This window comes from Paenibacillus suaedae (assembly GCF_032337355.1).
Classification (GTDB): Bacteria; Bacillota; Bacilli; order Paenibacillales; family Paenibacillaceae; genus Paenibacillus_B; species Paenibacillus_B suaedae.
Genome location: NZ_JAVYAA010000001.1, coordinates 104,761 through 131,449 on the forward strand (window position 1 = coordinate 104,761; position 26,689 = coordinate 131,449).

25 protein-coding genes and 2 riboswitches are annotated in these 26,689 nt (G+C 48.5%); of the genes, 12 read left to right on the forward strand and 13 right to left on the reverse strand.

The window, feature by feature from the left end:
* Nucleotides 1-80 precede the first annotated feature (80 nt).
* Nucleotides 81-941 carry a helix-turn-helix transcriptional regulator gene (locus RQP50_RS00470; RefSeq protein WP_315742398.1) on the reverse strand — a complete coding sequence of 287 codons (861 nt, stop codon included), beginning with the start codon at nt 939-941 and terminating at the stop codon, nt 81-83.
* 183 nt (nt 942-1,124) lie between these two features.
* Complete coding sequence (locus RQP50_RS00475; protein WP_315742400.1) at nt 1,125-1,733, reverse strand: class I SAM-dependent methyltransferase; 609 nt, start codon at nt 1,731-1,733, stop codon at nt 1,125-1,127.
* Between the two features lie 339 nt (nt 1,734-2,072).
* Here RQP50_RS00475 and fabF point away from each other — a divergent pair, with 339 nt between their 5' ends.
* Nucleotides 2,073-3,308, forward strand: coding sequence for a beta-ketoacyl-ACP synthase II (fabF, locus tag RQP50_RS00480; protein WP_315742403.1), 1,236 nt, complete (start codon nt 2,073-2,075; stop codon nt 3,306-3,308).
* A gap of 94 nt (nt 3,309-3,402) precedes the next feature.
* Here the strand turns inward: fabF and gntK are convergent, their stop codons facing one another.
* From gntK to gnd, 4 genes are all read right to left on the reverse strand, one after another.
* Nucleotides 3,403-4,950 carry a gluconokinase gene (gntK, locus tag RQP50_RS00485; RefSeq protein ID WP_315742405.1) on the reverse strand — a complete coding sequence of 516 codons (1,548 nt, stop codon included), beginning with the start codon at nt 4,948-4,950 and terminating at the stop codon, nt 3,403-3,405.
* 34 nt (nt 4,951-4,984) lie between these two features.
* A complete protein-coding gene (locus tag RQP50_RS00490; RefSeq protein ID WP_072727529.1) occupies nt 4,985-6,346 on the reverse strand; it encodes a GntP family permease in 1,362 nt (453 codons plus the stop codon).
* A gap of 129 nt (nt 6,347-6,475) precedes the next feature.
* Nucleotides 6,476-7,153, reverse strand: a complete 678-nt coding sequence (locus RQP50_RS00495) for a GntR family transcriptional regulator (protein ID WP_028532157.1) — start codon at nt 7,151-7,153, stop codon at nt 6,476-6,478.
* Nucleotides 7,154-7,293: 140 nt separating this feature from the next.
* Nucleotides 7,294-8,193, reverse strand: a complete 900-nt coding sequence (gnd, locus tag RQP50_RS00500; protein ID WP_072727528.1) for a phosphogluconate dehydrogenase (NAD(+)-dependent, decarboxylating) — start codon at nt 8,191-8,193, stop codon at nt 7,294-7,296.
* A gap of 289 nt (nt 8,194-8,482) precedes the next feature.
* Between gnd and RQP50_RS00505 the strand changes: the two genes are divergently transcribed.
* From RQP50_RS00505 to RQP50_RS00530, 6 genes are all read left to right on the forward strand, one after another.
* Nucleotides 8,483-8,674: a helix-turn-helix transcriptional regulator gene (locus RQP50_RS00505; protein ID WP_072727527.1), complete on the forward strand. Its 192-nt coding sequence runs from the start codon at nt 8,483-8,485 to the stop codon at nt 8,672-8,674.
* Between the two features lie 4 nt (nt 8,675-8,678).
* Nucleotides 8,679-9,161: a DUF6773 family protein gene (locus tag RQP50_RS00510; RefSeq protein ID WP_315742409.1), complete on the forward strand. Its 483-nt coding sequence runs from the start codon at nt 8,679-8,681 to the stop codon at nt 9,159-9,161.
* Nucleotides 9,162-9,293: 132 nt separating this feature from the next.
* A riboswitch (SAM riboswitch) is annotated at nt 9,294-9,401 on the forward strand.
* Nucleotides 9,402-9,505: 104 nt separating this feature from the next.
* Complete coding sequence (locus RQP50_RS00515) at nt 9,506-10,519, forward strand: methionine ABC transporter ATP-binding protein (RefSeq protein WP_315742411.1); 1,014 nt, start codon at nt 9,506-9,508, stop codon at nt 10,517-10,519.
* Complete coding sequence (locus tag RQP50_RS00520; protein WP_072727524.1) at nt 10,509-11,174, forward strand: methionine ABC transporter permease; 666 nt, start codon at nt 10,509-10,511, stop codon at nt 11,172-11,174. The genes RQP50_RS00515 and RQP50_RS00520 overlap by 11 nt, the downstream gene beginning before the upstream one ends.
* A gap of 167 nt (nt 11,175-11,341) precedes the next feature.
* Nucleotides 11,342-12,187 carry a MetQ/NlpA family ABC transporter substrate-binding protein gene (locus RQP50_RS00525; protein WP_315742413.1) on the forward strand — a complete coding sequence of 282 codons (846 nt, stop codon included), beginning with the start codon at nt 11,342-11,344 and terminating at the stop codon, nt 12,185-12,187.
* A gap of 5 nt (nt 12,188-12,192) precedes the next feature.
* Nucleotides 12,193-13,290, forward strand: a complete 1,098-nt coding sequence (locus tag RQP50_RS00530; protein WP_315742415.1) for an iron-containing alcohol dehydrogenase family protein — start codon at nt 12,193-12,195, stop codon at nt 13,288-13,290.
* 112 nt (nt 13,291-13,402) lie between these two features.
* Here RQP50_RS00530 and RQP50_RS00535 read toward each other — a convergent pair whose 3' ends face one another.
* The 3 genes from RQP50_RS00535 to RQP50_RS00545 all read right to left on the reverse strand — a co-directional run bounded on the left by RQP50_RS00535 (nt 13,403) and on the right by RQP50_RS00545 (nt 16,889).
* A complete protein-coding gene (locus RQP50_RS00535) occupies nt 13,403-14,575 on the reverse strand; it encodes a YhgE/Pip domain-containing protein (RefSeq protein WP_315742417.1) in 1,173 nt (390 codons plus the stop codon).
* Nucleotides 14,576-14,681: 106 nt separating this feature from the next.
* Nucleotides 14,682-15,203 (reverse strand): TetR/AcrR family transcriptional regulator, encoded by a 522-nt coding sequence (locus tag RQP50_RS00540; RefSeq protein WP_315742419.1) that lies wholly within the window; start codon nt 15,201-15,203, stop codon nt 14,682-14,684.
* Nucleotides 15,204-15,437: 234 nt separating this feature from the next.
* Nucleotides 15,438-16,889 carry an FAD-dependent oxidoreductase gene (locus RQP50_RS00545; RefSeq protein ID WP_315742421.1) on the reverse strand — a complete coding sequence of 484 codons (1,452 nt, stop codon included), beginning with the start codon at nt 16,887-16,889 and terminating at the stop codon, nt 15,438-15,440.
* A 576-nt stretch (nt 16,890-17,465) separates the two neighbouring features.
* On the opposite strand from RQP50_RS00545, the gene thrS reads away from it, so the two are divergent.
* The 4 genes from thrS (at nt 17,466) to RQP50_RS00565 (ending at nt 21,957) form a co-directional block, all read left to right on the forward strand.
* The gene (gene thrS, locus RQP50_RS00550) at nt 17,466-19,379 is read left to right on the forward strand and encodes a threonine--tRNA ligase (RefSeq protein WP_315742423.1); all 1,914 of its coding nucleotides are present in this window, start codon (nt 17,466-17,468) and stop codon (nt 19,377-19,379) included.
* Nucleotides 19,380-19,427: 48 nt separating this feature from the next.
* Nucleotides 19,428-20,363, forward strand: a complete 936-nt coding sequence (locus RQP50_RS00555; protein WP_315742425.1) for a GNAT family N-acetyltransferase — start codon at nt 19,428-19,430, stop codon at nt 20,361-20,363.
* Between the two features lie 267 nt (nt 20,364-20,630).
* On the forward strand, nt 20,631-21,218 hold the full coding sequence (locus RQP50_RS00560) for a YkoP family protein (protein ID WP_072727760.1): 588 nt from the start codon (nt 20,631-20,633) through the stop codon (nt 21,216-21,218).
* 10 nt (nt 21,219-21,228) lie between these two features.
* On the forward strand, nt 21,229-21,957 hold the full coding sequence (locus tag RQP50_RS00565) for a polysaccharide deacetylase family protein (RefSeq protein WP_072727516.1): 729 nt from the start codon (nt 21,229-21,231) through the stop codon (nt 21,955-21,957).
* A 274-nt stretch (nt 21,958-22,231) separates the two neighbouring features.
* Here RQP50_RS00565 and thiE read toward each other — a convergent pair whose 3' ends face one another.
* Genes thiE through tenA form a run of 4 tightly spaced genes read right to left on the reverse strand, consistent with a single transcriptional unit; the run spans nt 22,232 to nt 25,270 of the window.
* Nucleotides 22,232-22,915 (reverse strand): thiamine phosphate synthase, encoded by a 684-nt coding sequence (gene thiE, locus RQP50_RS00570; protein ID WP_315742431.1) that lies wholly within the window; start codon nt 22,913-22,915, stop codon nt 22,232-22,234.
* Nucleotides 22,912-23,736, reverse strand: a complete 825-nt coding sequence (gene thiD, locus RQP50_RS00575; RefSeq protein WP_394358336.1) for a bifunctional hydroxymethylpyrimidine kinase/phosphomethylpyrimidine kinase — start codon at nt 23,734-23,736, stop codon at nt 22,912-22,914. The genes thiE and thiD overlap by 4 nt, the downstream gene beginning before the upstream one ends.
* Nucleotides 23,727-24,572: a hydroxyethylthiazole kinase gene (gene thiM / locus RQP50_RS00580; protein WP_072727513.1), complete on the reverse strand. Its 846-nt coding sequence runs from the start codon at nt 24,570-24,572 to the stop codon at nt 23,727-23,729. Before thiM ends, thiD begins: the two co-directional genes overlap by 10 nt.
* Nucleotides 24,569-25,270, reverse strand: a complete 702-nt coding sequence (tenA, locus tag RQP50_RS00585; protein ID WP_315742440.1) for a thiaminase II — start codon at nt 25,268-25,270, stop codon at nt 24,569-24,571. The genes thiM and tenA overlap by 4 nt, the downstream gene beginning before the upstream one ends.
* A 128-nt stretch (nt 25,271-25,398) precedes the next feature.
* Nucleotides 25,399-25,501: riboswitch (TPP riboswitch) on the reverse strand.
* 200 nt (nt 25,502-25,701) lie between these two features.
* Here tenA and RQP50_RS00590 point away from each other — a divergent pair.
* Complete coding sequence (locus RQP50_RS00590) at nt 25,702-26,625, forward strand: MerR family transcriptional regulator (RefSeq protein ID WP_315742442.1); 924 nt, start codon at nt 25,702-25,704, stop codon at nt 26,623-26,625.
* Nucleotides 26,626-26,689: the final 64 nt, after the last annotated feature.

Sequence of the window (26,689 nt, forward strand, 5' to 3'; positions counted from 1 at the left end):
ATCTGCTTGGGGTCTTTCGTTCGATATTTATTCGGTTTATTGTTGCTTTCGTTGCTGGAATTTAGTTACGGCAGGGCTATTTATTCAGTTTCATTCAGTAGTTCATCTCTTCTCATAAAACGGACTAGCTTCTCCTCGGTAGAGGAGTGTTCAATTGGGGTGAATACACTGCACCGCAAGTCCATGTTCCCCTGCAAGAGAAGCGAGGTAAGGTTGAACAGCATCTTGCCTGCCTTCGCGTGACGGAATTCGATCGTAACGTCGGGGGCAATACTGACTTGGCTTGCTTCCCATAGTGCATGGAATTCGGGATGAAGCTCTGACATTTCGACTACGAAGTCTGTATACCATTCATCTCCCACGTACTGACCATAGTAGGCGCGGAACATCGCGAGGAAGCCTCTGACGAAGTGTTCCCAATTGACGGCTAATGAGCGCAGCTCTTTTCTGACGAAGACAAGTCGAATCAAGTTCCGCTGCTCTAATGGGACCTGATCGAAATCGAGAAATACATATGCCGCAGCGGCATTCCAGCCAACAATGTGGAAGTGCCTATCCGTAATGATGGTTGGGCAATGCGTTAGCTCATTCAATATTTTTCGGAGCGATGGCGGAATCTTCGCAATGCTCATTTCCTGCTGTGGTGGACTAATATGCTTTTCGAGCGCAAGATCGTATACATATTTCCGCTCATCCTGATTCAGTTGCAGAGCGGCAGCTACCGCGTCCAGAACAGATGGAGACACGGTGATGTCTCGCCCTTGCTCCAGCCAAGTATACCAAGTCGTACTGACTCCTGCCAATTGCGCTACCTCTTCACGGCGCAAGCCAGGTGTTCGACGTCTAGTACCAGCAGGCATCCCTACGGACTGCGGTTGAATGCTTGAGCGCTTGGACTTTAGGAAGGTGGACAGGGCTTCTAATCTCGTTTGGCTGGACATGGCTATCCCTCCTATCTGCAAGCCAGTTGTTCATTTAGTTTTGTTTATATCGACTATGTAGAGTGAATAACCAGATCAGCAGTGGATTAACAACGGATCAGGAATAATCGTGAAAGGTTACATTGTTGTTTGTGATTCCCAACTTGCATGCCGAAGCATGGATCCATTGACTTATCTAGTATATCATTTCTGCAGCGTAATCGATTGGAAGTGCAAGTTGTCATCATCCAATGGGACAGTGTGGAAATCTACGATTTGGAACCAGCGGGATAAGGTCTTCTGAATGGAACTGTCCGCGTGAAAGGAAAAGAATCGCTGCGGTTTGCACCAATCCGCCTCCCATACTCCTTCTGAGTCGTATCCACCATATAATCCAATAAAAAGCAGTCCATTCGGAGCGAGCACTCGATGCATTTCTTGCAAGACCTGATCCAGATCCTTCTTCGGCGCGTGCAGCAAGCAATTTAGCGCATAGACAGCTTGAAAGCTATGATCGGCAAAGTCCAACTGATAAAAATCCATTACTTTCGCATTCAATCCTCTTTCGATGCACTTCTTCACCGATTCACTGGATAGATCGATGCAGGTTGTCTGCATTCCGCTCTGTTGAAAATAAACGCCGTCGATCCCTGTTCCCGCACCGATTTCTAGTATAGTTGTTTTCCCCTCACGGCTTATCAGTTCACGAAATTTCTTTCTTTCGTCTATTTTCCAAGAAGACAAGGATCTGCTGGATCTTCTCTGGGCATCCTGATCATACGATTGGGCTAGTACAGCTTTGAAGTTGGACATGAAATCTACCATACCTTTCTGCCAATAAATTACGAACATTTGTTTCCTTTATTATAGATGAGGATTCCTAATTATGTCAACGAATGATGCAAGAGAGTGGCAGAGAAGTGCTCAATATGGCTGATATTTATTGTGTACTGCTGGAGTCAGGTAGTAATTATACTAGTATAACCAACAACTTGTAATAGGATAAATCCTGTGTGACAATATCGTAAACCAATGAATAAGCATGAGGCGACTCATGGATGATCCAATTAGCTAGGTAGATTCATATTTCACAATGAAGACAGTGTCGTTATAGAGGCTTGTACGATCACGATCTGTGAGGAGGAATTAGATTTGGAACCCGTAGTGATTACAGGAATGGGAGTTATCTCCCCGATAGGAAATGATGTAGAGACATTTTGGAGGAACTTAGTTGCTGGACAATCAGGAATATCCTCTATTGATACATTTGACGTGAGCGGTCATAAAACGAAAATTGCCGGTCTTGTGCGCGAGTTCGATGCAGATGGACTTCTTGGACGCAAAGAGGCAAGACGGCTGGATCGCTTTACTCAATTTGCACTTGCTGCCGCAGAGCAGGCATGGACGGATTCTGGGCTGGTGCTGGATCAGATTGACCCTGAGCGCTTAGGTGTCTACGTGGGGTCAGGCATTGGCGGTATTGAATCCTTGATTGAAAATGTCGATATTTTGCGAAGCAGGGGTCCAGGGAGGGTCAGTCCGACCTTGGTGCCAGCCATGATGGCGAATGCAGCGTCTGCACAGATCAGTATCAAATGGGGAGCGCTGGGCCCTACGATGTCCCATGTCTCTGCTTGTGCGATCGGCAATACTGCGATTGGCGAGGCGTTCCGGCTCATTCGCTCGGGAGGAGCAGACATTGTATTTGCAGGCGGAACGGAAGCTGCTGTTACCGACTTATCGCTAGCCAGCTTCGGTAATGCAACGGCATTATCAACAAGGAATGATGATCCAACGAAGGCCAGTCGGCCCTTCGATGCGGAGCGGGATGGATTTGTCATGTCTGAGGGCGCGGGCATACTCATTCTGGAATCATTGTCGCATGCTTTGCGTAGAAAGGCACGAATCTATGCGGAGGTTATTGGATATGGGATAAGCTCGGATGCTTACCATATTGTTGCGACCCATCCTGAAGGGCGAGGTGCCTATCTTGCGATGAGAACGGCTCTTCAGGAAGCATCAGTCTCTGCCGAGGATGTAGATGTCATTAACGCGCATGCAACGAGTACGGAGGTTGGCGATCTGGCAGAGACAACGGCGATTAAAAGAATGTTCGGCGAGCATGCTTATCGGATTCCGATAACAGCAAATAAGTCCATTACGGGTCACATGCTAGGTGCTGCTGGGGGAGTAGAGGCCATTTCGCTCGTGAAGAGCTTACAGGAGGGAATGATTCCGCCGACGATTAACCTTGAGAACCCTGACCCGCACTGTGATCTGGATTATGTGCCGAATGAAGCACGCAAGGCCAATGTGAAGGTGGGACTATCTAATTCTTTCGGCTTTGGCGGTCATAATGCCGTGATCGTGTTGAAGAAGTATGAGTGATTGAGACGCATAACCGGATAATCGGTTCGGTACAAAATAGCCCCTGACTTGCGGCATATCCGCAAATTCAGGGGCTTGGCGTTTTTCAGTAGGCTTAGGATTCAAGACGCTTACGTTGGAAGCGGGCAATCGCTTCGTATTCTTCATCCAGCTTGCGGAATATCGAGATATAGATCGGAAGCAGCTCATGATAAATCGCTGCATGCTCCGGATTAGGTTCATGCTTGTGCGTAGCGCCTACCATATCAGATACGATACGGAGTGAATCGGCTCTTCCAGTTGCGTATAGACCAAGCACAACAGCACCAAGGCAGGAGCTCTCGTAGCTCTCAGGGACGACAACTTCTTGATCGAAGATGTCGGCCATCATCTGCCGCCAGAGCGGTGAACGAGCGAATCCGCCAGTGGCGTGAATCTTGCTAGGGCGTCCCATCTGCTCTTCCATTGCAAGCAACACGGTGTATATATTGAAGATGACGCCTTCCAGTACGGCACGAATCATATGTTCCTTCTTGTGATGCATAGTGAGGCCGAAGAAGGAGCCGCGCGCATCCGCATTCCATAGTGGAGCACGTTCGCCAGTTAGATAAGGATGGAAGAGCAGCCCGTCTGCCCCCGGCTGAACCTGCTCGGCAATGCGAGTAAGCAGATCATAGGCATCAATGCCAAGCCGCTTCGCTGCTTCAACCTCGGAAGCAGCCAGTTCATCGCGTACCCAGCGGAACAGCATGCCGCCATTGTTCACAGGTCCGCCGATGACCCAGTGCTTGTCTGTCAGGGCATAGCAGAAGATTCTGCCCTTCGGATCGGTAAGCGGTTGTTCCACAACGGTACGGATCGCGCCGCTCGTTCCAATCGTTGCTGCAACAACACCAGGCTCGATTGCATTTACACCAAGATTGGAGAGCACACCATCACTAGCTCCCACAATCGTTGGGGTAGCAGGGGAGAGTCCCATCTCCCGCGCGTAGACTTCATCCAATCCTGTTAGCCGATGCGTAGTAGGAACGAGCTCGGATAGCTTGTCAGTCGATATGCCCGCAAGTTCAAGCGCTTCTTCATCCCAAGCGAGCTGCTGCAAATTCATCATCCCGGTAGCAGACGCAATCGAGTAATCGACAACATACGTATGGAACAGCTTGAAGAGTACGTATTCCTTAATAGAAATGAATTTAGCCGCCTTATTTAACAATTCCGGAGCTTCATGCCGCATCCACATCAACTTCGTAAGCGGGGACATCGGATGGATGGGAGTGCCTGTCCGCAAATATAAGGCATGTCCCTGCAGATCCTTCTTGAGCTGGGCTGCATACTTGCTGCTCCGATTGTCTGCCCACGTGATGCAAGGGGTGAGCGGATTGCCTTCTGCATCGACAGCGATGAGGCTATGCATCGCCGAACTGAAGGACAGGAACAGTACATCCTCAGGCTGGGCTTGCGCAGCGCTCATCGCTTGCTTGACAGAAGAGACAACGGCTTGGAATATCCGTTCTGGATCCTGCTCGGCTATCGTTGCGTTCGGTGTATGCAGTGGATAGCCTTGGCTGCCGGTAGATACGACTTTGCCATTCTCTTCGAATACGACTGCCTTCGTGCTTGTCGTTCCCATATCGATTCCGATCATGTAGTTGGGATGATTCATAGGGATAACCTTCTTTCTTTCATTGCCATGTATGTTACACTACTGTGCTCAACAGCAGAATCAATGCTAATCCGACGACAGATAGAATCGTCTCCATCACTGTCCATGACTTAAGTGTCTCTGGGACGGACATGTTGAAAAATTCCTTCACCATCCAGAACCCTGCATCATTGACGTGGGACAGAACGATCGAGCCTGCGCCAGTTGCCAGTACAACCAATTCTACAGGAACACCTGGAGTCATCGCCAGTACTGGAGCAACAATACCAGCAGCGGTCGTCATGGCAACGGTTGCAGAACCAGTTGCGACACGAATCAATGCTGCGACGAACCAGGCGAATAGTATGACGTTAATGTTCGCTTGTGTGGCAAGCTCTGCGATCGCACCGCCAACACCACTGTTAATGAGTACTTGCTTGAACGCACCGCCGCCGCCAATGATAAGAATGATCGTTGCGGTAGGAGCGAGACATTCGCTGGTGAAGCGGGATATCTCTTCCTTCTTGAAGCCGCGCGCATAACCGAGCGAGAAGAAGGAGAAGACGACTGCAATCAGAAGCGCGATAATTTCATGGCCGATGAATTTGCACAGTACGGCTAAGCTGCTTAAGCCCTGAGGATCGACAATGTCTGCGACGGAGCCAATCAGCATAAGAATGACAGGTAGCAAAATGGTGAACAGCGTAATGCCGAAGCTTGGGAGCGGCCGATCGCTCTTTTGCGCGAATTGTTCAGCGAGCTTTGCTGGCGGCTGTAATTGAATGCGTTTACCAATGAACTTGCCGAATAGCGGCCCTGCGATAATTGCTGTTGGTATTCCGACGAGCAGAGAGTAGAGAATCGTACGACCGAGATCTGCTTGATAAGCGTCGATGGCAATCATCGGTGCTGGATGCGGCGGTACGAGTCCATGTACGGTAGATAGCCCCGCCAAGATTGGAATACCGATCTGCAGCAATGATTTGTTTGTTTTGCGTGCTACAGTGAACACAATTGGAATTAATAGTATTACACCAACTTCAAAAAATACCGGGATACCTACAATAAAACCAACAAGGAGCATTGCCCAGTGAACGCGTGATTCTCCGAATTTATCAATAAGGGTAGTGGCGATTTGCTCTGCACCGCCGGATTCTGCCATCATCTTGCCCAGCATGGTACCGAGCGCAATGACGATGGCTATCGTGCCAAGTGTGCCGCCAAGGCCTTGTGTAATCGATTGCACAACATCTTGCGGTTTCATGCCTGTTAACAGACCGAGCATTAATGCTGATATAAGCAACGTAACGAAAGGATTCCATTTTAGCTTGGCAATGAACACAATGAGAAATACGATGGTAAGCAGTGTCCAAAATAGTAATGTCACATTGTGACTCATTCCGAATAGTGTGCTCATGATGTACGAGCCTCCTTTTGAAAAGTGCCGATTGTTATGAATGATTCCAAATATAGCGTTTCCAAAACAAACTTGAATACTTGTCGACAACTTAAAATTAAAAAAGCTTTGTATCCTTGCAGCTTGCCGTTACGAATGCGGCAAGCTGACATGCAAGGTACGGTTCGAGTCGGCGAAGTAGGCTGAGACAACCTGCTGGATCGTATGAGTATCCTTCGACTGGAGTCCTCTTACGATCGTACGGTGCTTCTCAATTACAGTGAACAGCTTCGCTTCTCCCTCAGAGAATATTTCTTCCGTTGTCATCAGCATGACGGTCTTCACGATCAGTCGAATGCTCGTCCACAGATGCATGATGCGTTTATGCTCCGCTGCAGCAATGATCGCTTCATGGAACGATAAATCCTGATAAGCGAATTCAACGGCATCATTGTACTTAACCGCGAGTTCCATCTTGTCGATAATCTGCAGAAGCGTCAGAATCAGACCATCTGTGTTCACGATGGCGAGCCGCTGCTGGACAAAGCTCTCAATGAGATAGCGAACATCGTACAGCTCTTCGACATCGATAAGACTAAGCCCTAAGACAACAGCACCCATGCGCTCCAAGCGGATAAGCCCTTCGTTAGAGAGCGTTTTCAATGCTTCGCGAACGGGAGAGCGGCTGGTGCCGAAGTCGGCAGCCACTCGATTCTCCGATATAATTTCGCCCGGCTTGATGGAGCCGTTAATAATTTGCAATCGCAGCTCACAGGCGATGGATTCCCCAAGGGATGCGCCCTGCAGCCACTGTTTCGGATAGTGTATCATGCGTGAACTCTCCTCATGATTGGTTTCCTGAACCCATATCTCACTTTAGAGATTTGGTTCTGATTGTACCACAGTGCTGCATGGCGCGACCATCGGGCTTGTGGTGATTCTATCTTCGCTATCGAAATAGGAACTGACTATTCCTTCGTTACCACTTGATGTCCGCCGAACTCATTACGCAGTGCAGCAACTACCTTACCATGGAAGGAATCGGACTCAAGCGAACGATATCTCATGAAGAGGGACATCGCGATAACGGGTGCGCTTGCTTGCAGCTCCAGTGCAGTTTCCACTGTCCATTTGCCTTCGCCAGAGCTTTGCATAACGCCGCGAATGCTGTCCAGCTTCGGATCTTTGGAGAAAGCATTTTGCGTCAGATCCATCAACCAGCTGCGGATTACCGATCCGTTGGACCATACGCGTGCAACTTGTTCGTAATCGAAATCGAAGTCGCTCTTGTCCAATACTTCAAAGCCTTCCGCGATCGCCTGCATCATTCCATATTCAATACCGTTGTGAACCATTTTCAGGAAATGTCCACTTCCGCTCTTGCCTGCATACAAATATCCTTGATCTACCGCAATGTCCTTGAACAGTGGCTCAAGTGTAGCGAATACTTCTTGGTTGCCGCCAATCATGAAGCAGCCGCCTTCAGCTGCGCCAGATACTCCGCCGGATGTTCCGATATCGAAGTAATGGGCACCCAGTGCATGCACTTTCTCGCCTCTAGTGATGGACTGTTTATAATGTGAATTTCCTCCGTCAATGACAATGTCTCCTGGAGAGAGAAGAGGAAGCAGAGTGTCTACCACTTGATCCACGATTTCTCCAGCTGGAACCATCATCCAGATGATCTTTGGAGCATCCAGCTTCGATACGAGTTCTTCAATTGTATCTGTAGGAATTGCTCCTAGGTCAGCTGCTTTTTGACGTTGTTCAGCATTTACATCAAAAGCGACTACCTGATGCTTGTGCTGCAATATGTTATCTACGAGGTTGAAACCCATTTTTCCAAGGCCAATCATGCCTAATTTCATGCTGTATTCACTCCTGTGATCATGCTGTAAAGTACAACAAGTATACTTGTATACAACTTAGTGTGATCTTATCTTACTGTCTTCTTGCCTATCTGTAAAGTGGAAATTGTAAGCGCTATATCATTGTTCGTAGCAAGTGCAGTCTCATTTAGAATGGTTCCATGAGGTGGGAATTATGTATCTGCGAATAGGTTGCACAGAAATTAATTAAATTGTAAAATATACATTACATAATGACATATATATATTACATTGTATTGGCGAGATTGATGAAGGACGAGGGTCGAGCATGAATCAGAAGTTAAAGATGGCGCGTGTGGAGAAAGACATGACACAGCAGGAATTAGCGAACGCAGTCAACGCGAGCCGGCAGACGATTGGTCTGATTGAGAAGGGGGAATTCAATCCATCTCTCCAGCTGTGCATTGCGATTGCGAAGGCGTTAGGCAAGACTTTAGATGAACTTTTCTGGGAGGGGTAACAGCATGAAAATCAACAAATGGTTTACATCCAGCAACCAGAGCAATGATGAGTATGTGATTCAGAAGAAAAATAAGTTCAAAATTGAAGCGCTCTATCTGATTATCGGCTTGCTACTTCTGAATGGGATTCGTGGCATCCTCATGGGGGATTATTCAGAGAATGTGCTGATGAGTTTAGGAATTGTCTTTTTCTATGCAATCTATTTTATGCTCCGCTATATATTCACTGGATTGGAGTACCGGGATGTAACAACAGATAGAGGGTATCGCAAAAAGCGGCGAGAAGTGTTGATGATCTCACTCAGTGCATTCGGCATCTTTTTCATTGTAACGATTGGACAGAAGTTGTTATTTAGACCGGACAAGCCTTGGATGGACGTCATTGGCCCTTCTGTATTGTTCTTGATTATTCTCGCCGCGGGCAACTACTTTAGTTTGAGAAGGTCGTATGCGAAAAATAAGGAAATATTCGGTGATACGAAGTAAAGGCTGTAATGTGAGGTAAGGCAGTATGATGGATCATGCTTCATTACCTTTTTTGAAAATGAAATGAAAATATTGTTGACAACTCATATTTTCAGATGTATTATCTTCAACAACAAACGACAACTTCATACTACCTTATCAAGAGCGACTGAGGGACTAGGCCCTATGACGTCCGGCAACCTTACCTGTGAGTAAACGGTGCTAAATCCTACGGAATGATTCCATTCTGAGAGATAAGTGTGGCGATACTGCCAATTCAGCCTCTTTCTCTCTTAGGGAAAGAGGCTTTTTAGTTTTTTTAGTTTTCATCCAGGTGATAGCAACAGAATGGCGGGGTGTGTGAAATGATTGAAATTCGGAGTTTGGTTAAGGAGTATCGAAGCAAGACATCGACCGTCATCGGCGTAAATAACGTCTCTCTTCGAATCAATAGGGGAGAAATTTACGGGATTATCGGACGAAGCGGTGCTGGGAAAAGCTCGTTGCTGCGCTGCATCAACTTGCTGGAGGAACCTACATCTGGGAGTATACTCATCGATGGCGTTGATTTGACGAAGCTGCAAGGAGAGAGCTTGCGACAGGCAAGACTGAAGATCGGCATGATCTTTCAGCACTTTCATCTTATCCGCTCCAAGACGGTATTTGAGAATATTGCATTTGCTCTGAAGGCCAACAACAAGTCGAAGGCAGAGATTGAACCGCGTGTCCTTGAATTGCTTGAAATGGTCGGCTTGGCTGACAAGCGAGATGTATATCCTGCTCAGCTCAGCGGCGGGCAGAAGCAGAGAGTAGGTATCGCCAGAGCGCTGGCCAATGAACCGCATGTGCTGCTGTGTGATGAAGCAACGTCTGCGCTGGATCCTGAGACGACTCAGTCAATCTTGGAGCTGCTGAAGAAAATCAATCGCGAGCTTAACCTGACGATTGTATTGATTACGCACGAAATGGAAGTGGTGAAGGACGTCTGTGACCGGATGGCGGTGATGCAGAACGGCAATGTGGTAGAAGAGGGGCCGGTATATAACATTTTCTCTGATCCACAGCATCCGATGACGCGCTCGTTCATCAGCAGTCTGTTCCAATTCAATCTTCCAGAACGATTGATTCAGCATTGCAAAGGAATGATCGTGAAGATTCACTTCGTGGCGCCGCAAGCGGAGGAAGCAATCATTACTGATGTAATGACGAACTTCAAGGTTAGAGCAAATATTTTGCATGGCAAAATTGAATACATCCATGACAACCCGCTAGGCATTCTGATCTTGGAGCTGAATGGAGAAGTATCAGAGCTGCGGCAAGCACTCGACTACATCAAAGAACGAACCTATCGATTGGAGGTCATCCATCATGCTGAGTGATTCGATCATCCAACTGCTGCCGGACTTGGGCAAAGCATTTGTCCAGACGCTCTATATGGTTGGAATTTCGCTGTTTGCTGCCATAATTCTGGGTCTTCCCATTGGAATTCTATTATTTGTAACCGATAAGGGGCTATTCCTCGAAAATGCGTTTACGAAAAATGTGCTAGGCTTCATCGTCAACATGATTCGCTCAATTCCGTTCATCATCTTGTTGGTGACACTGCTGCCGCTGACGAAGCTCATTGTCGGTTCAACGATAGGCCCGACGGCTGCTTCGGTATCGCTCTCGATTGCGGCAATTCCGTTCTTCGCCCGCTTGGTAGAGACGGCGCTGCGCGAGATTGACAAAGGTGTCATCGAAGCGGCAATCTCCATTGGTGCAACACCGTGGATGATCATTAAGGATGTACTTCTCCCTGAAGCGAAGCCAGGCATCATTCAAGGCGTGAACATTACGGCAATCAGTCTTGTCGCTTATTCGGCAATGGCTGGTACAGTCGGTGGAGGCGGAATCGGCGATTTGGCGATTCGGTTCGGCTACTATCGCTACGACAACACTGTAATGTTTACCACGGTAATCATTCTAATCTGCTTGGTGCAGATCATTCAGTACGGAGGAGACTTTATTGCAAAGAAAGTAGACAAGCGATAATGCATTCGTTTTTGTTCAAAAAGTCATACCTAGGAAGCAACGCGGCATCGAATCTTGCACTTACTTCGAAAGCATGGTTCGAGTTCCTGCAACCTACTTGGTGCTGAAAACCAGTCTTAATGCACCGAAATGATACAAAAATATTATCCATACGGAGGTCATCATTTATGAAGAAAGCAGCTCTCGTCCTATCTCTTATTCTAGCAATTGGCTTGCTCGCTGGATGCGGCAGCAAAGACGCATCAACGGGTTCAGGAGACGCAAAGCAGGAAGAAAGCAAAGCAATCAAGATCGGCGCAACAGCAGGCCCTTATAGCGATATGATAACGAAGGCGATTAAGCCGATATTGGAGAAGAAAGGCTATTCCATTGAGTTGGTTGAATTCGGAGATTATGTGCAGCCGAACTTGGCATTGTCGAATGGAGATTTGAATGCGAACCTGTTCCAGCACAAAATCTACATGGAGAACTTCGCGAAAGAAAATAAAATTGAGTTGTCCGAGCTTATTTCCGTACCGACGGCTCCAATGGGCATCTACTCGTCCAAGTTCAAATCTTTGGATGAAGTTGCTGACGGAAGTACAATAGCGATTGCGAACGATCCGACGAACCTGGCGCGTACATTGGGCTTGCTGCAAGATGCAGGACTCATTACCGTGAACAAGGACATCGATCCACTGCGTGTATCGGAGAAGGACGTGAAGGACAATCCGAAGCATCTTGTTCTACAGCCAATCGAGGCTGCTCAGCTTCCGCGCGCAGTAGACAGCGCTGACCTGTCTCTTGTTCCGGGGAACTTCGCACTTGCTGCGAAAATGAACCTGCTCGATGCTCTGAAGCTCGAAAATATGCCAGATGATTACCGCAATCGTGTCGTTGTGAATACAGCTGATTTGGACAAGCAATTCGCTAAGGACTTGAAGGAAGCAGTTGAATCGGCCGATTTCGAGAAAACAATAGATGAACAGTTCAAAGGCTTCGGCAAACCAGAGTGGATGCTGAAAAGGAAGTGACATCGATGACGAAGGAAGAGAAAGCTATCGTCGTTAGAGGCACACCGGCAATCTATCATTGTAAAGCGGGCATCTTGGACAAGCTAGATACATTATTGGCACCGTATCAATACAAACGAGTGATTGTCGTGCATGGTGATCGCTCCTTGGAGGCGGCGCAGCCCTATTTGCCGAAGGAGACGAACATAACGCTGATATATCTTCGCTATCAAGGAGAATGCACCTTGCAGGAAGCGCATCGGATTGCATGCTATGCACAGGCCGAACGAGCGGATGCCATTCTTGGACTCGGCGGCGGCAAGGTAATGGACTTGGTCAAGGCAGCAGGCAATACATCGGGGCTGGATACGATTCTCGTGCCGACGCTCGCCTCGAATTGCGCAGCATGGACGCCGCTCAGCGTGTTCTATAACGAAGAAGGACAATTCACACACTATACCGTTTTTCCGAAAAGCACACTTATGGTGCTGCTTGAACCACGCATAGCCTTGCATGCACCTGTTGATTATCTGCGCGCAGGGATTGCCGATACATTAGCGAAATGGTATGAGGCGGATGTACTCATTCGTGGTTTGAAGCATCGTTCAGCCGCTGTGCAGGTTGCGCATCTTACGGCTCGTCTATGCCAGACTGCACTTCTGGAACATGGACGGCAGAGCATTCACGACGCAGAGCAGAAGCAGCTATCCGATGCGTTCGTAGAGGTAGCGGAGACGATCATTATGACAGGCGGCCTTGTTGGCGGCTTCGGCGATCATCTTGGTCGAATAGCTGGAGCACACTCGGTTCATAATGGTCTCACTGCTGCGCCAGCGACACATCATTTGCTGCACGGAGACAAGGTCGCGTACGGCATCCTCGTTCAATTGGTGCTGGAGGATAATGTTGCGGAAGTGAAGAATTTGCTGCCGTTCTACGAAGATTTGGGCTTACCTTATCGACTAGGTGACCTTGGATTATCTGCGGAAGACCGTCCAACGTTGGAGAGCATTGCGCGGCAAGCGACTCTCCCACAGGAATCCATACAGCTGATGAAGCCAGAAGGCGTAACCTCGGAGGAGGTATACAAGGCAATCGTGAAGCTGGAGCAAATTGTATCGTGAGGAAGGAATAAAGCGCCATCTGTCCGTAAAAATGCGGCGGATGGCGCTTCATTGCCATGTAATGCGTATTTCGCGGTATCTCGTTGTGTCTACACATCATAAATAAGTTTGCTTACGAAGCTAGCTGTCCCTGTTCTTTAGGTTTGCGCTGCAATAACTGTACCCCTCCAACAATAACAGTCGTCAGCAGGATGACCGCAGTCAAGATAAGCAAGAGCGCATGGATTGAATCCGATATAGCTGGGCCCCCGTTCACTAGGTTCATAATGCCAGTTACGGCATAGGTGCCAGGGGAGAATTCACTGATTTTCTGATAGAAAGATGGCAGCAGTTCGCGCGGGAGCAAAGCTCCCGATGTGATCAACTGGATCGACAGCAGCGCAATATTGACCCATGCACCGGCATCGCTGAAGATGTAAAAGGACAACTGAGCGACAAATAGAAACGCGATGACGTAAGCGAGTTGGAATAGCCACATCATGCCGAAGCCTTGTTCAGAATGAACACCCATCAGTGCCACCATTCCCGTGCCGACCGTTGTAATGATCAAGGAGGCCACAATATTGAGCAGGGAGCGAGTTGTCAGGAGTGTCCATTGGCCACATTTTTGTTTAATAGCTTTGGCAGCCTTATTCATTTCCATGGTGAACTGCATGCAGCCAACGAAGGAAGCCAGCAGCAGCATCATGGGAACCATCGTCCACGAGAAGTTCGAGATGGGATGGACGTTATTCATTTCGGCTACGACGCGTGCAGACACGGATTCAGATAGGCTGCTTGCTTGCAGCTGTGGAACGTGTACCTGCTCCAGTACTTGAGTCATGCCCGTACGAACCGCATGTTCATTGATTGAAGTCGTAATTTGGCTGGAGACAGATTGCATTACACTTTTGACCATGCTTGGATTGGATTCGTTCACAGCGTACGTGATGATAGCTTTCTGTGTCAGATCCGTCAGCTGCTTAGAGAAATTTCCTGGAATATGCATCACCATTTGCACCTTCCGTTCTTCAAGCTGTGTCATCGCCTGGTTAAGACTCGATTCCTCTTTCATGTGAAATGGCAGCTTCCCCATAATCGATTGCACCGCTTGCTTGCCAACCACTTGATCCTCATTCACAACGGCAATGGCTAACCGATTCACATTATCTGTCAAATGATCATACCCCGTCAGCCAGATCAGGCTGAACAGTACTTGAAAAGTAAGCGCAGTAATAAGGCCGATAATGACCGACGGCGACTGTAACAGGTGAAGAAAAGTGGATTTAACAGACATTTTGTTCATGAATCAACACACCTCATTTATAATATTTATTTATTAATCAATAAATACGATACCAAAAAAAGTGCGACCTCAAAAAGGCAGCAGATGAATAGTGGTTTCACTATGTTTATTTAGATGGCCACGGAGATAAATTAGGCGCTTCAAGCACTTCTGACATCGTAATAATTAGACCTGAGCCGATAAACATGCTGGCTGCGAATTTGGCATTCGGAATCCCGGCTTGTTCAAAGCGCCGTATGACCGTCTGGTGTATCGCAGTGAAATGGTCGCGCACCGAATCACGAATTGCTGGCTCTGAAGTTGTAAATGCCTGCATCGTCACGAGCATCTCATCGCGATGGGTCTCAATGAGCTTCCCGAAGGCGCGTCCCATTGTCTCTACAAACTGTTCGGGAGGAGCATCCACGCTGGAGAAGGCCTCTTCAATCTTCTCTGTGGCGCGGTCGAGAACTGCGATAAACAATTCCTCTTTGGATTTAAAAAAATGAAACACATATGGCTGCGTTACACCAGCCGATTTGGCTATTTTGGCGGTTGTCGTCTTGTAAAAGCCATGCTCCGCAAAGGATGCGACAGCAGCATCAATGATTTGATCCTTGCTAGATAAAGATGGGTCTTTTGGTGACATGTTGGTTCAACACCTTGTCAGAATTTTTTTTTTTTTTTTTTTTTTTTTTTTTTTGTTATTTATTAATCAATAAATTAATGCATGAGGGTTTATTTGTCAAGTGTGTATTAACAAGCAAATCGAAGAAGGACGAACCTATAGGTAAGATCCCTTTAGTAGCTCGCCCTTCCGTTCATATAGAAGTGATAGACTCTTGTTAACTCGTAACGTAGTATCTACAGATATTCAGCCGGTTCATTTATCGAGTACAATGTGATATTTTGTCTGTAAATAATAGTGGATTCGCTTGAAATCATCAGGCGTTAGCTCAGCCAGTGGTTTACTCCTCCGTTCCTTGCCCAATATGATGCCAATCGCTTCAGCTGCAAGGGCGGTGTTGGGCATGATGCGTGCGCTGCCATAGGCTTTGATGGTGGCTCCAATATTTTTGCCCGCGACGATGACGTTGTCGTAGGACTTGAGCAGAAAGGAACGAAGCGGGATGCCATAGCGATCAGGTTGGCCGAATCCGATTCCTTCCCGAATGCGCGTTGTACCTTGCAAGTCAAGCGAGTACCCGCCGATGCTCACATTGTCCCAGAACATGTTGCCATTCAAGACGTCGTGTTCATTCAGCACATATTTAGTCTCGAATCGATTGTAATCCCGAATGTATAAATAATCAGGGAAGCCGTTCAGCTCTGCCTTCGAGAAACCCCAGATATGTTGACGCAGAAAATTCAAAATATACGGTGCTTCGGTCTTCGCCCTGTATAAGGCGGCTTGCACAGATGCCGGATTGGCAGGATCAACGTTATATACGAGCAGCGCGTTCATAATGGCCTCGCCATTACGCTGATAGACCGTGTTCATCCCACGGAGCATAAGTCCATTGTCGTGCGGCTTGTAGGTACGCATAATATTGCTGAATCCGGTAGCTTCGCTCCCATCCACATAGGTGTTTGGACCGTACTTTTTGATGAGGTTCTGGAGAGGGTAACTGGCAAGGACGGCTTGGTGAAGCATACTCCAATTCACGTGCTTGAACTTGAGCATCAGCGTAGCGGCCATGTAGTCTGGCTTATTGTTCTTGCCGTCGTACAGGCTCTCCATGCCTGGAATTCGCTTCTCGTCAAGCTTGCTGGTGAGGGCACTGAAGTCGGTGTTCTCCACCCAATATTTAGACTGAACCGTATAGATTTTTCCGTCTGCAGCAGTATAGGTGAGGGAGTGGATTGATTTTTCCTTTTTTTCCAGCTCAAATTGTACAGATTGAATCGCAATACTGCTTCGGAGAGGGATACCTTGGATGAGGTGTTCGTAATAATTCTCGAACTCCACGGGCTTGCGAATCGTGCCCTTATCGTACCCGTCGAAGAGAGTCTTAATGCTGCCTTGTACAAGGCTGTGACCATGCTTGTCGAAGGGTTCGTCGAGGAACCACATTTCCCCTTCGATGAGCTCTCCGCCTGGCTTGCTGCGGGGATCCAGGATGAGTACATTCAAGCCAAGATCATGGGCTGCCTTGGCAAGCAGAATGCCTTGAATTTCGCTGCCGATAACGACAATATCGTAGTGGCTGCATAGAGTACCGCAATGGGATTGAAAAGAGGCTTGAGCGGAAGATGCTGGGGTAATCGTGTGGGTAAAAAGAGCTGCAATCAGGATGGAAAATAAGGCGTGTATTCCCTTCTGTACGTAGTTCATGAAGGCGGGATGCCTCCTCTTCTTAAAGTGTAAAAACATGAAAAAATTACCTACGACGTCATGCTAGCACAGCCCTATATGCAGATCAATATGGTTCTTGTAGCGAAGCAGGGGAAATTTATTTCTGGGAAAATTGAACTTGACTTTTCTTCCTGAATGTGTGTAACATTATTCCCATATTCATCAGGCGATGACCAAAGACATGATTTCCAGTACGAGCTGTCCAGAGAGAGAAGCGATTGGTGCAAGCTTCTTCAGTTACGGTTGTGGAATTACCCCTTTGCAGCCGTGATGTTGAACCTGAGGGTGAGCATTTGGAAATGGTACTGGTACCATTGCAATCCGCTTCTCAGCAGTAAGCATCACCGACCCATCCTCGTTACCGGATGTCCAATGAAGGATCTTGCAATTGTAGCGAATGGCGGCTTATCCCGTTCCAACACGCAATGCAGGATTGAATTAGGGTGGAACCACGAGACAGAACGCACTCGTCCCTTTCGGGAGAGATGCGTTTTTTTGCGTTCTCTCATGGCGTTCATCATTCACTTGCGACTATGAGGAAAGGGAGGCTGAAGCATGGAGATCAAGGTAACATTTCCAGACGAATCGAACAGGGGGTATTTGCACGGCACGACCATCGAAGAAGTTGCAGCATCGATAAGCACAAGCTTGAAGAAGCAAGCACTTGCCGGGAAAATGGACGGGACGCTCGTGGATGTCGACACTGCGATCGAGCATGACAGCCTCGTCGAGATTGTCACAGCAGACAGCAAGGATGGTCTCTCCATCATTCGCCACAGTACAGCACATGTAATGGCGCAAGCCATTCAACGCATATATGGAGCCGATGCAGTCAAGCTGGGAATCGGCCCAGTCATTGAAGATGGATTCTATTACGACATTGATATCGCGAAGCCATTGTCGACAGAGGATCTGACAGCGATTGAACAAGAGATGTCGCGTGTCATCCAAGAAAATCTGCCGATTACGCGCGAGGTTGTCAGCCGGGAAGAGGCTATTCGCTTATTTACCGAGCGGGATGAGCCATTGAAGCTGGAGTTGATTCATGACCTGCCGAAGGACGCGGTTATCAGCATTTACAAGCAGGGCGAATTCGTAGATTTATGCCGAGGCCCACATGTTCCGTCCACAGGCCGCATTAAGGCCTTCAAGCTGATGAAGGTATCCGGCGCGTATTGGCGTGGGGATTCGAATAACAAAATGTTGCAGCGCGTATACGGAACTGCCTTTGCGAAGAAGGATCAACTGGAAGAATATTTGCATATGCTTGAAGAAGCGAAGAAGCGCGATCATCGCAAGCTTGGAACAGAGCTTGGACTGTTCATGTTCTCCGAGGAAGCGCCTGGTATGCCTTTCTACTTGCCGAACGGGATGACGATTCGCACAGAGCTTGAGGATTTCGCGCGCGGACTTCAACGAAGACGCGGCTATGACGAGGTGCGCACACCGCTTATGATGAACAACCGATTGTGGGAGCAGTCGGGTCACTGGGATCACTACAAGGACAATATGTATTTTACGAAAGTAGATGATACGACGTTTGCACTGAAGCCGATGAACTGCCCAGGGCATATGCTCATTTACAAAAATGGGCAGCACTCCTATCGTGAGCTTCCAATTCGACTTGGCGAGTTCGGTCAAGTACATCGGCATGAAATGTCCGGCGCCTTGAACGGTATGCTTCGGGTTCGTACGTTCTGTCAGGATGATGCTCATCTGTTCGTCCGTCCGGATCAGATCGAAGAGGAGATCGGCAAGGTTATGGCCTTAATCGATCACATCTATAAGGTGTTCGGCTTCGAGTATAAGATCGAGTTATCTACGCGGCCGGAGGATTCGATGGGCTCAGAGGAGCTGTGGAATGAGGCGGAGCAGGCATTGCAGCACGTGTTGGATAAGCGCGGCGTCGAATATCGTGTTAATGAAGGGGACGGGGCCTTCTATGGGCCGAAGATTGACTTTCACATCCTGGATGCACTCAAGCGGAGCTGGCAGTGCGGCACGATTCAGCTGGACTTCCAGATGCCGGAGAAATTCGACCTGTCCTATATCGGAGAAGATAGCCTGAAGCATCGGCCTGTTGTTATTCACCGTGCGGTGTACGGTTCGATTGATCGGTTCATTGGCATTTTGACAGAGCACTATGCAGGAGCATTCCCGACATGGCTTGCGCCCGTTCAGGTGGCGGTACTGCCTGTATCGGATCTCTTCGCCGACTACGCGTATGAAGTGAAGGAATCGCTGGAACAGGCGGGCATTCGGGTACAAGTGGATGCGCGCAATGAGCGTCTAGGCTTCAAAATACGCGAAGCGCAGCAGAGCAAAGTTCCTTACATGCTCATTGTAGGAGAGCAGGAGCAGGCGAGCGGAAGCGTGTCCGTCCGCAAGCGGGGCGAGGGTGATCTGGGAATGCAGCCAATTCAACAACTTGCTGAACTGATTGCAAAGGAAATAATATCCAAGGCGTAGAATACAATCTCATGAATTCGCATTTGAAAGCGAAGGAGATGAGTAGCCATGAATAATACAGGCTTGCGAACCTATACACAATTGGATGTTGACCAGCTTGAAGCGCTGCACAGATTGGAAGACATTTGCAATGAACACGATCAAATCATTTTGAAGTTGAACTGGGATTCACTTCGTGCACGCACGGGTGATGTCGCTAACGACTATGTGTATGTTGTAGATGGTGAGATTGTTGGATTTCTCGGTATCTATCAGTTCTGTGCATCGGAGGTAGAGATAAGCGGGATGGTGCATCCCGACTATCGGCGTCAAGGCATATTCAGTCAGCTTGTTAAGGAAGCTCAGCAGGAGTGTGGGAGACGTCAGGTGGAGAAACTTATCTTCATTTGCGCTCGACCTTCCTTATCCGGCAAGGAATATTTGGAGAGCATCGGTTCGAAGTGCAGCTTCTCCGAATATTGGATGACACTTACTGGAGAGCATGTGCAAGATGCTAGTGAACCCCCTGCGAAAATCGAATTACGTCAGGCAGAGACCAGCGATGTGGCTCTTCTCACGCGATTGAACATGGACGGATTCGATATGAATGAGGAAGATGCAAGAGGGTATGTAGAGACGGCGATGCTCTCGCAGCAGGATTATATTTTTATTGCAGACTGCCAGCAGGAGAATGGAGATTGGCTGCCTATCGGGAAGATTCATGCTATGCGAGAAGAAGGCAGTGCATTTCTATTCGGCTTCAGTGTTCAACCTGAGCACAGAGGCAGAGGATACGGACGCTGGATTCTTCGCAGTATTATTGAGCGCATGAAGGAGCAGCAGCCAACTGCCAAGATTGAATTAGAAGTTGCAGTTGAGAATGAGCGGGCACTAGGGTTATACACGTCATGTGGGTTCCACGTGCGCAATATAAATGACTATTACGTACTAGAGCTAGCGTCGGATAGAGTGGAACAAGCTGCTTCCGACAATATTGTGGTCTAATAGTCGCTGGAACCGAAGCGTAATGAAGCATTAGATAAGTTAGAGCGAAGAGATTCGTTAATTAGCATAAGCAGTGCAGCACAGAGTTTGAAGTGCTGTACTGCTTTTTTGTTGTCTAAAGGAAAGGTCTGGATATAAAGGACTCTGCTTACCTCAATTACTTAAGAAACTCGTAAGAATGGAGTAAGAAAAAAGAGAACTCCAGGCTGTACGATGAAAGTAAGTCAAGCAGATCACGATTTTCATACAGGAAGGATTTGATTGTACATGATCTCCACCTTGGGCAACAAAATGCTGCAATCACTGTGGATGACGTGGGAGGCTATATTTGAATTGATCACGCCTCTTCGAAGTGTATATCAGTCACAGTTCGGAATATGTAAAGTTGTCGTACGGACGCATCGAGGCACCTCCATTCGCTGTGAGGATGGAAGCTATATTCATAAAGGCGACTATGTATGCGAGATTCACCTTGATAATCGGGAAGTGCTGGAGCTGTCTCGCTCCGTTGGTGCGGATCGGGCTGCACTTGTTACGGCGCGCAGGCTGCGTGATGCATTGAAGCTGGTCGGCCATGCTGTGAATACGAATCCGGAATTGGCTAAGGTGAAGGCGCTGACTGGGATAACACTGCTTCATCGCGGCATCACTTATGGATTAGGCTTCGAGCTGCACCCTCTGGAGACGAAGTGGATGCAGCGAGTATCTACCATATATCTGCGTTTGCTGCTCCGCATGCTGAATCCGGAGGGAGCCAAGCGCTTGAAGCAGCAGCGATCGAAGCTGGTACCGAAGATGCTGATGATGTCTCGTGCCACGTTAATGGATCGATATGTGAATAGGGTGAAGGAGTAGGAGAGATAACATGGACAATATTATCGCAGGAATATTAATTGTACTGATCGCTATTTATATGGGGCTTCCTTTCTTATTGACCCGAATCTGCGGATGGGGCGTGTTTCGCAAGGCGAGACGGAAGCGGGCATATCGTCATGTTGCGTTTACGTTCGATGATGGACCGGATCCTGATTACACGCCTGAGCTGCTTGATTTATTGCGCGAGCGGGGCGTAAAGGCTACCTTTTTTGTTCTGGGCAGCAAGGCTGAGAAGTATCCTGAGCTTGTGAAACGCATGCATGAGGAGGGCCATCAGATTGGCATTCACAATTATACGCATATGCCGAATTGGGTCATGACGCCTCGGAACATCAGGCGCGAGCATGTGGAACGTTCTGCGGACATTATTGAACGCATTACAGGGGAGCGGCCAACCTTCTATCGTCCTCCATGGGGGATATTGAATATGGGAGATCTGTTCCTGCTGCGCAAATCGTATCGGCTCGTATTATGGTCGATTATTGCGCGGGATTGGAAGCTGGATACGGGAGAATGCAACTTGCGCAAGCTGTTGTCAGAGCGAATCGAGCCCGGATCAGTTATAGTACTGCATGACAGCGGAGATACGTTCGGCGCTGACCGAGAGGCTCCGAAGCAGATGATAATGGTGCTGAGAGACGTACTGTCCGAGACGCATCGGCGCGGATTGAAATGTGTGCGGACGGATGAGCTGATGAAGCTGGAGCATGCGGTGTAGAGGGGGGATGGGATGAAGTGCGGTATTATCACTAGATTTTGTGAATGTGAACAGGGTAAGGCCTCTTTCGATATTTCCGCGAAGCAGCTTGGTAACAAGTAGTAGAAACGCATAAAGAATCCGCTTATTCAGCGGATTCTCAGATTGTTGAGAAACCCTGTCTTTGTTAAAAGACACAGGGTTTCTCTTGTTTTTCATGTTCATCGCATAAATTTCTAGTAAAAGTGTACAATTTCGTTTTGTTGTAAGTATATGATGAGAGAGAGTGCGACACTTAGGCAAAGTTACGCGTAATCGAGTCAGTTACACGGGAAACGAGCATTTTCGCAGCTTGATACCTATCTTCCGCATGGGTAATTGCAGAGATAACAGCGATCCCGTCTGCACCAGCTCGAATCACATGTGGCGCACGCTCTGCCGTAATGCCGCCAATGCCTACGATCGGCAGTGATGTTATCTCTGTTAGCCGTTGAATGATTGCAGTGCCTTGCGGCTCTAGAGCATCCTCTTTGGAAGCAGTCGAATATATCGGCCCAACGCCGAGATAATCGGCTCCTTGTTCCTCAGCCAGCAGAGCCTCAGCTGCCGAATGAACGGACACGCCGAGTATTTTATTGCCGATGCGATCCCTGACTTGCGCTGCAGGCTCGTCGCTCTGGCCAACATGAACCCCGTCCGCATTCAAGGCAAGCGCCAGCTCTACATCATCGTTCACGAGGAAGGGGATGTCGTGTCTTCTGCACACCGACTGAATGCGCATTGCAAGTTCTTTCTTAGCTGCAGTCTTCAGCGCGTTTGCGCCCTTTTCCCTAAATTGTATCATCGTTGCCCCTCCACGAATGGCCTCTTCGACAATCGATCCAGGGTCTGCCCTGCAATTGGCGCTGCCGAGCACAAGGTACAGCCGCAAATAGGAACGCATGCGGGCATCTGCTACGCGACTCTCTACACTTGTCATCTGACCACCTCATCCATCTGCCGCCGCCGATATGCCCAGTGGTTTGTCGGGCCGTTGCCTCCGCCAAGCCCGAGTGTCTCCTCAATTGCTGCCTGAATATAATGCCGCGCAGTACGAACCGCTTCATTGGGAGCAGTGCCCTTCGCAAGTTCTGCCGTAATCGCTGCCGAGTAAGTGCAGCCCGTGCCATGAGTATGCTTGGTCATGATTCTGCGGTCTTCCAGCAGTGTGAAGCGAGTCCCATCATAGAGTAGGTCAACAGCAAGCTCGGTCGTCATGTCGTGGCCTCCCTTGATGATGACCATTTTGGCGCCGTAATCAGCAATTCTTATCGCAGCCTTGCACCGATCTTGCAGGGTGACAATCTTCATTCCTGCAAGCGCTTCTGCCTCTGGGATGTTCGGCGTGACAATCAGCGCAAGCGGCAGCAGGCGATTCTTCATGGCCTCTATGGCATCTTGCTGCAGCAGCTCTGCGCCTCCCTTGGCTATCATGACTGGGTCGACGACAACGTTGTTCAAACCGAATGCTTCAAGGCGATTCGCTACTGTCTCAATAATGCCTGCACTGAACAGCATCCCTGTTTTGACAGCATCAACCCCAATATCTTCTACGACGGCATTTATCTGTTCAGCAACGGCTTCAGGAGATAGCGGGTAAACGCCATGAACGCCAAGCGTGTTCTGTACAGTCACGGCCGTAATCGCTGACATGCCGAATACGTTCAGCTCTTGGTATGTCTTGATATCGGCTTGAATGCCGGCGCCGCCACCGCTATCGGAACCGGCAATCGTCAATGCTCGTGCAACCGTCATAGCCATACCTTCCTTCTAACGGAGGCTTGGCGAGGGGTGATCGTTGATGCTGCTGTATCGAATTGGTCGATCTCAGCCAAGGCATCAAGAAATGCGGTTTGGAAGCTGCCAGGCCCTCGGTGGCCCGCTGTTCGATAGGCATGGACGGCTGAGCACCCATAATAAGACATCGCTGCGGCTCCTGCCAGCAATAAATCAGATTCAATCGCAGCAAATGCGCCGATTACCGATGTCAGCAGGCACCCGCTTCCTGTAATGTTCGTTAACATCGGATGACCGCCCTCAATGATATAGCCGGTTGTGCCGTCCGTAATGACATCTTCTTTTCCCGAAATGGCAACGATGGTGCCGAATCGATCGGCTGCCCGCGCAGCAAGATCGAACAACGCTTCAGGGGAGCGGAGGGAACTTTCAGACTCCACGCAATCCACGCCCTTGATCTCGCCTGCTTCCCCCATAAGCTGGGCTATTTCAGCGGCGTTGCCGCGCACGATCGAGACGCGCAATTCCTTAAGCATCTTCACAGATACCTTCGTCCGATACGGCGTTGCGCCTGCGCCTACTGGATCGAGAATAACGGGAATGCCATGTACATTCGCCGACCGCCCTGCGATTAGCATAGCTTCTATCATGTCAGTATCGAGCGTGCCAAGGTTCAATACGAGCGCATCTGCTGCCTTGGCCATGTCCGCTACCTCTTCCTTGGCTGAAGCCATCACAGGGGAGGCTCCAATGGCTAGCAGACCGTTAGCGGTAAAGTTAGCGACGACGATATTCGTCATATTGTGGATGAGGGGGCGCCGTTCCTTAATACGTTGGGGGAAGAGAGGCATATCATTCATCCTTGTTTCACCTCTGTCTTCTCCGTCAAGCTTACCGGCCAGTCTTCTATTTGATAAGCCATGTCCCAAAACATATATTCCAGCTGGCAGCTGGTCAGAAAATGCTTCTTCAGCTGCTGCTTGCGTGCTTGCGACAGCGATTCTGCCCATTCATCCAGCATTCGGCGCATTTTGTCCGTAACTCCGCCGCCGAGGTCTCCATAGAAATGAATCCACTCATAGAACGGATGAGTCTCATCTGGACTTACTTCTTTGAGCAAGCGTTGTCCAATCTCCGTGTATGTCCATGGGCACGGCAGCAAAGCCGCAATAATATCTTCCAGTGTGCCCTCGTGAGCCACGGTAAGCATATGGGACACATAATGGCTCGCAGAAGGGGCGAGCGGGAAGCCTTGCAGTTCTTCGAACGTTACGCCTGCCACATTACAAAAATTATGATGGGGGTGTGTCTCGCTATTCAGTACGAATGAGATTTGCTCGTTGAAAAGAGCCATTGTCTCTCGGTTGTCGCATTTGGAAATCGCAATGCCATAAATCCGAATAAAGGCATTCAAATATTCAAAATCCTGCTTTACGTAGTGAATCAACTGTTCTTTCTTGACAGTACCCTCAGCAATACCCCGAACGAACGGATGCTCCATAATGGCATCGTATATCGGCTCCGCTTCGTGTCTCAGTTCCTCCGTAAATGTAAGCATGAACAGCACCTCCGCATGATTGGATAGGGGATGAATGCATGCTGAAATCTGGTCAGGGAGCACTTCGCGGCAGCCAAAAAAAGCCGCCCCGAAATGGAGCGGCTTCATCATGTCCATACAAAAAGACCATGAGGCCGGCTCCACTTCCCTCCGCCGGTATTACCCGGATCAGGTTCAAAGGGTCCAAGAATTCTTGTCTCAGCCGCCTATGCGGCTCCCCTAGTGGATTTCACGTCATATTCATCTTACGAACTACTTTAGCATTGATGGAGATAATTGTAAAACGTAAGTTTTCTGAACCATTCGGTCAAAACGATAATTTGTTAGTGATTGGAGCGAAGTTTCGTATTGCAATTGACGCTGCGACAACTGATACAATAACCTCATAAGGCGCCTTATGATACGTCAAGTGACAGAGGTTGATGATAGTGATGAGCAACATGATAGGAATCGATAAATTATCGCAGGAAATCGGTGTGACGAGCCGTACCCTGCGCCATTGGGAGTCGCAAGGGCTATTCGCAAGTCAGCGCGACAGTTCTGGCTGGAGGATATATGATGAACAGACCGTGCTTGCAATCCGTATTACAGCCTGGTTAAGAGGGTTCAATATTGGGATTAGAGAGATTAAAGTGGTGCTGGCGGATATGACGTTCCGAACCGCACATCAGGTAATGACTCAGTATGCACACGAGATGATTGAGCACAAAAATGAGTGCATATCGAAGGAAATAACATTGAGGAAATGGTTGGAGCAGTCGTACAAGTACCTCAATGAACCGATTACTGCTCAATTGCTGTTGCAATTAAGTCATGTACCGTCCCTACATTCAAATATGAAGCATGAGGTGACAATGCCAATGAGTAATCAGTGGAGTTATTCTCTAGCATCGATCAAATTCGTAACCCTTCCACCAATGAGAATGGCTTGCCATGTTGTCGTAAGCGCATCACCAGAAGAAGAAGCGATCGAATCATTAGCGGACTGGCTCGTGCAAGCTGAACTGCAAGGAACGGCACGGCTATTTGGAAAAAATGAAGAACCACTCCCTGACGTTGAATCGAACGTTTACGGTTATGGTGCATATGCCTCCATTCCAGAAAATATCGATATACCAAGTCATTTGGCGGAGGCTAGGTTCTCCGGCGGGGTGTATGCCATGATGGAGAGTACAGATGATATTACGGGATCGTGGCAATTATTGATGGAGAAATTGAACGAGCATCCAGACTACGAGCCTGATTCGGAGGCAAGATTCTGCTTGGAGGAGCATATACGAAATGACAGCCCGGCAGGAAGCAGCAACGCTTATTGGCTGCAGTTATTCGAACCGGTTCGAAAGAAAATAAAATAATATACATGAAATCCCCGGTGCAGTCGTTGCGCCGGGGATTGTTTTTCATGGGATAGGAGAAAGG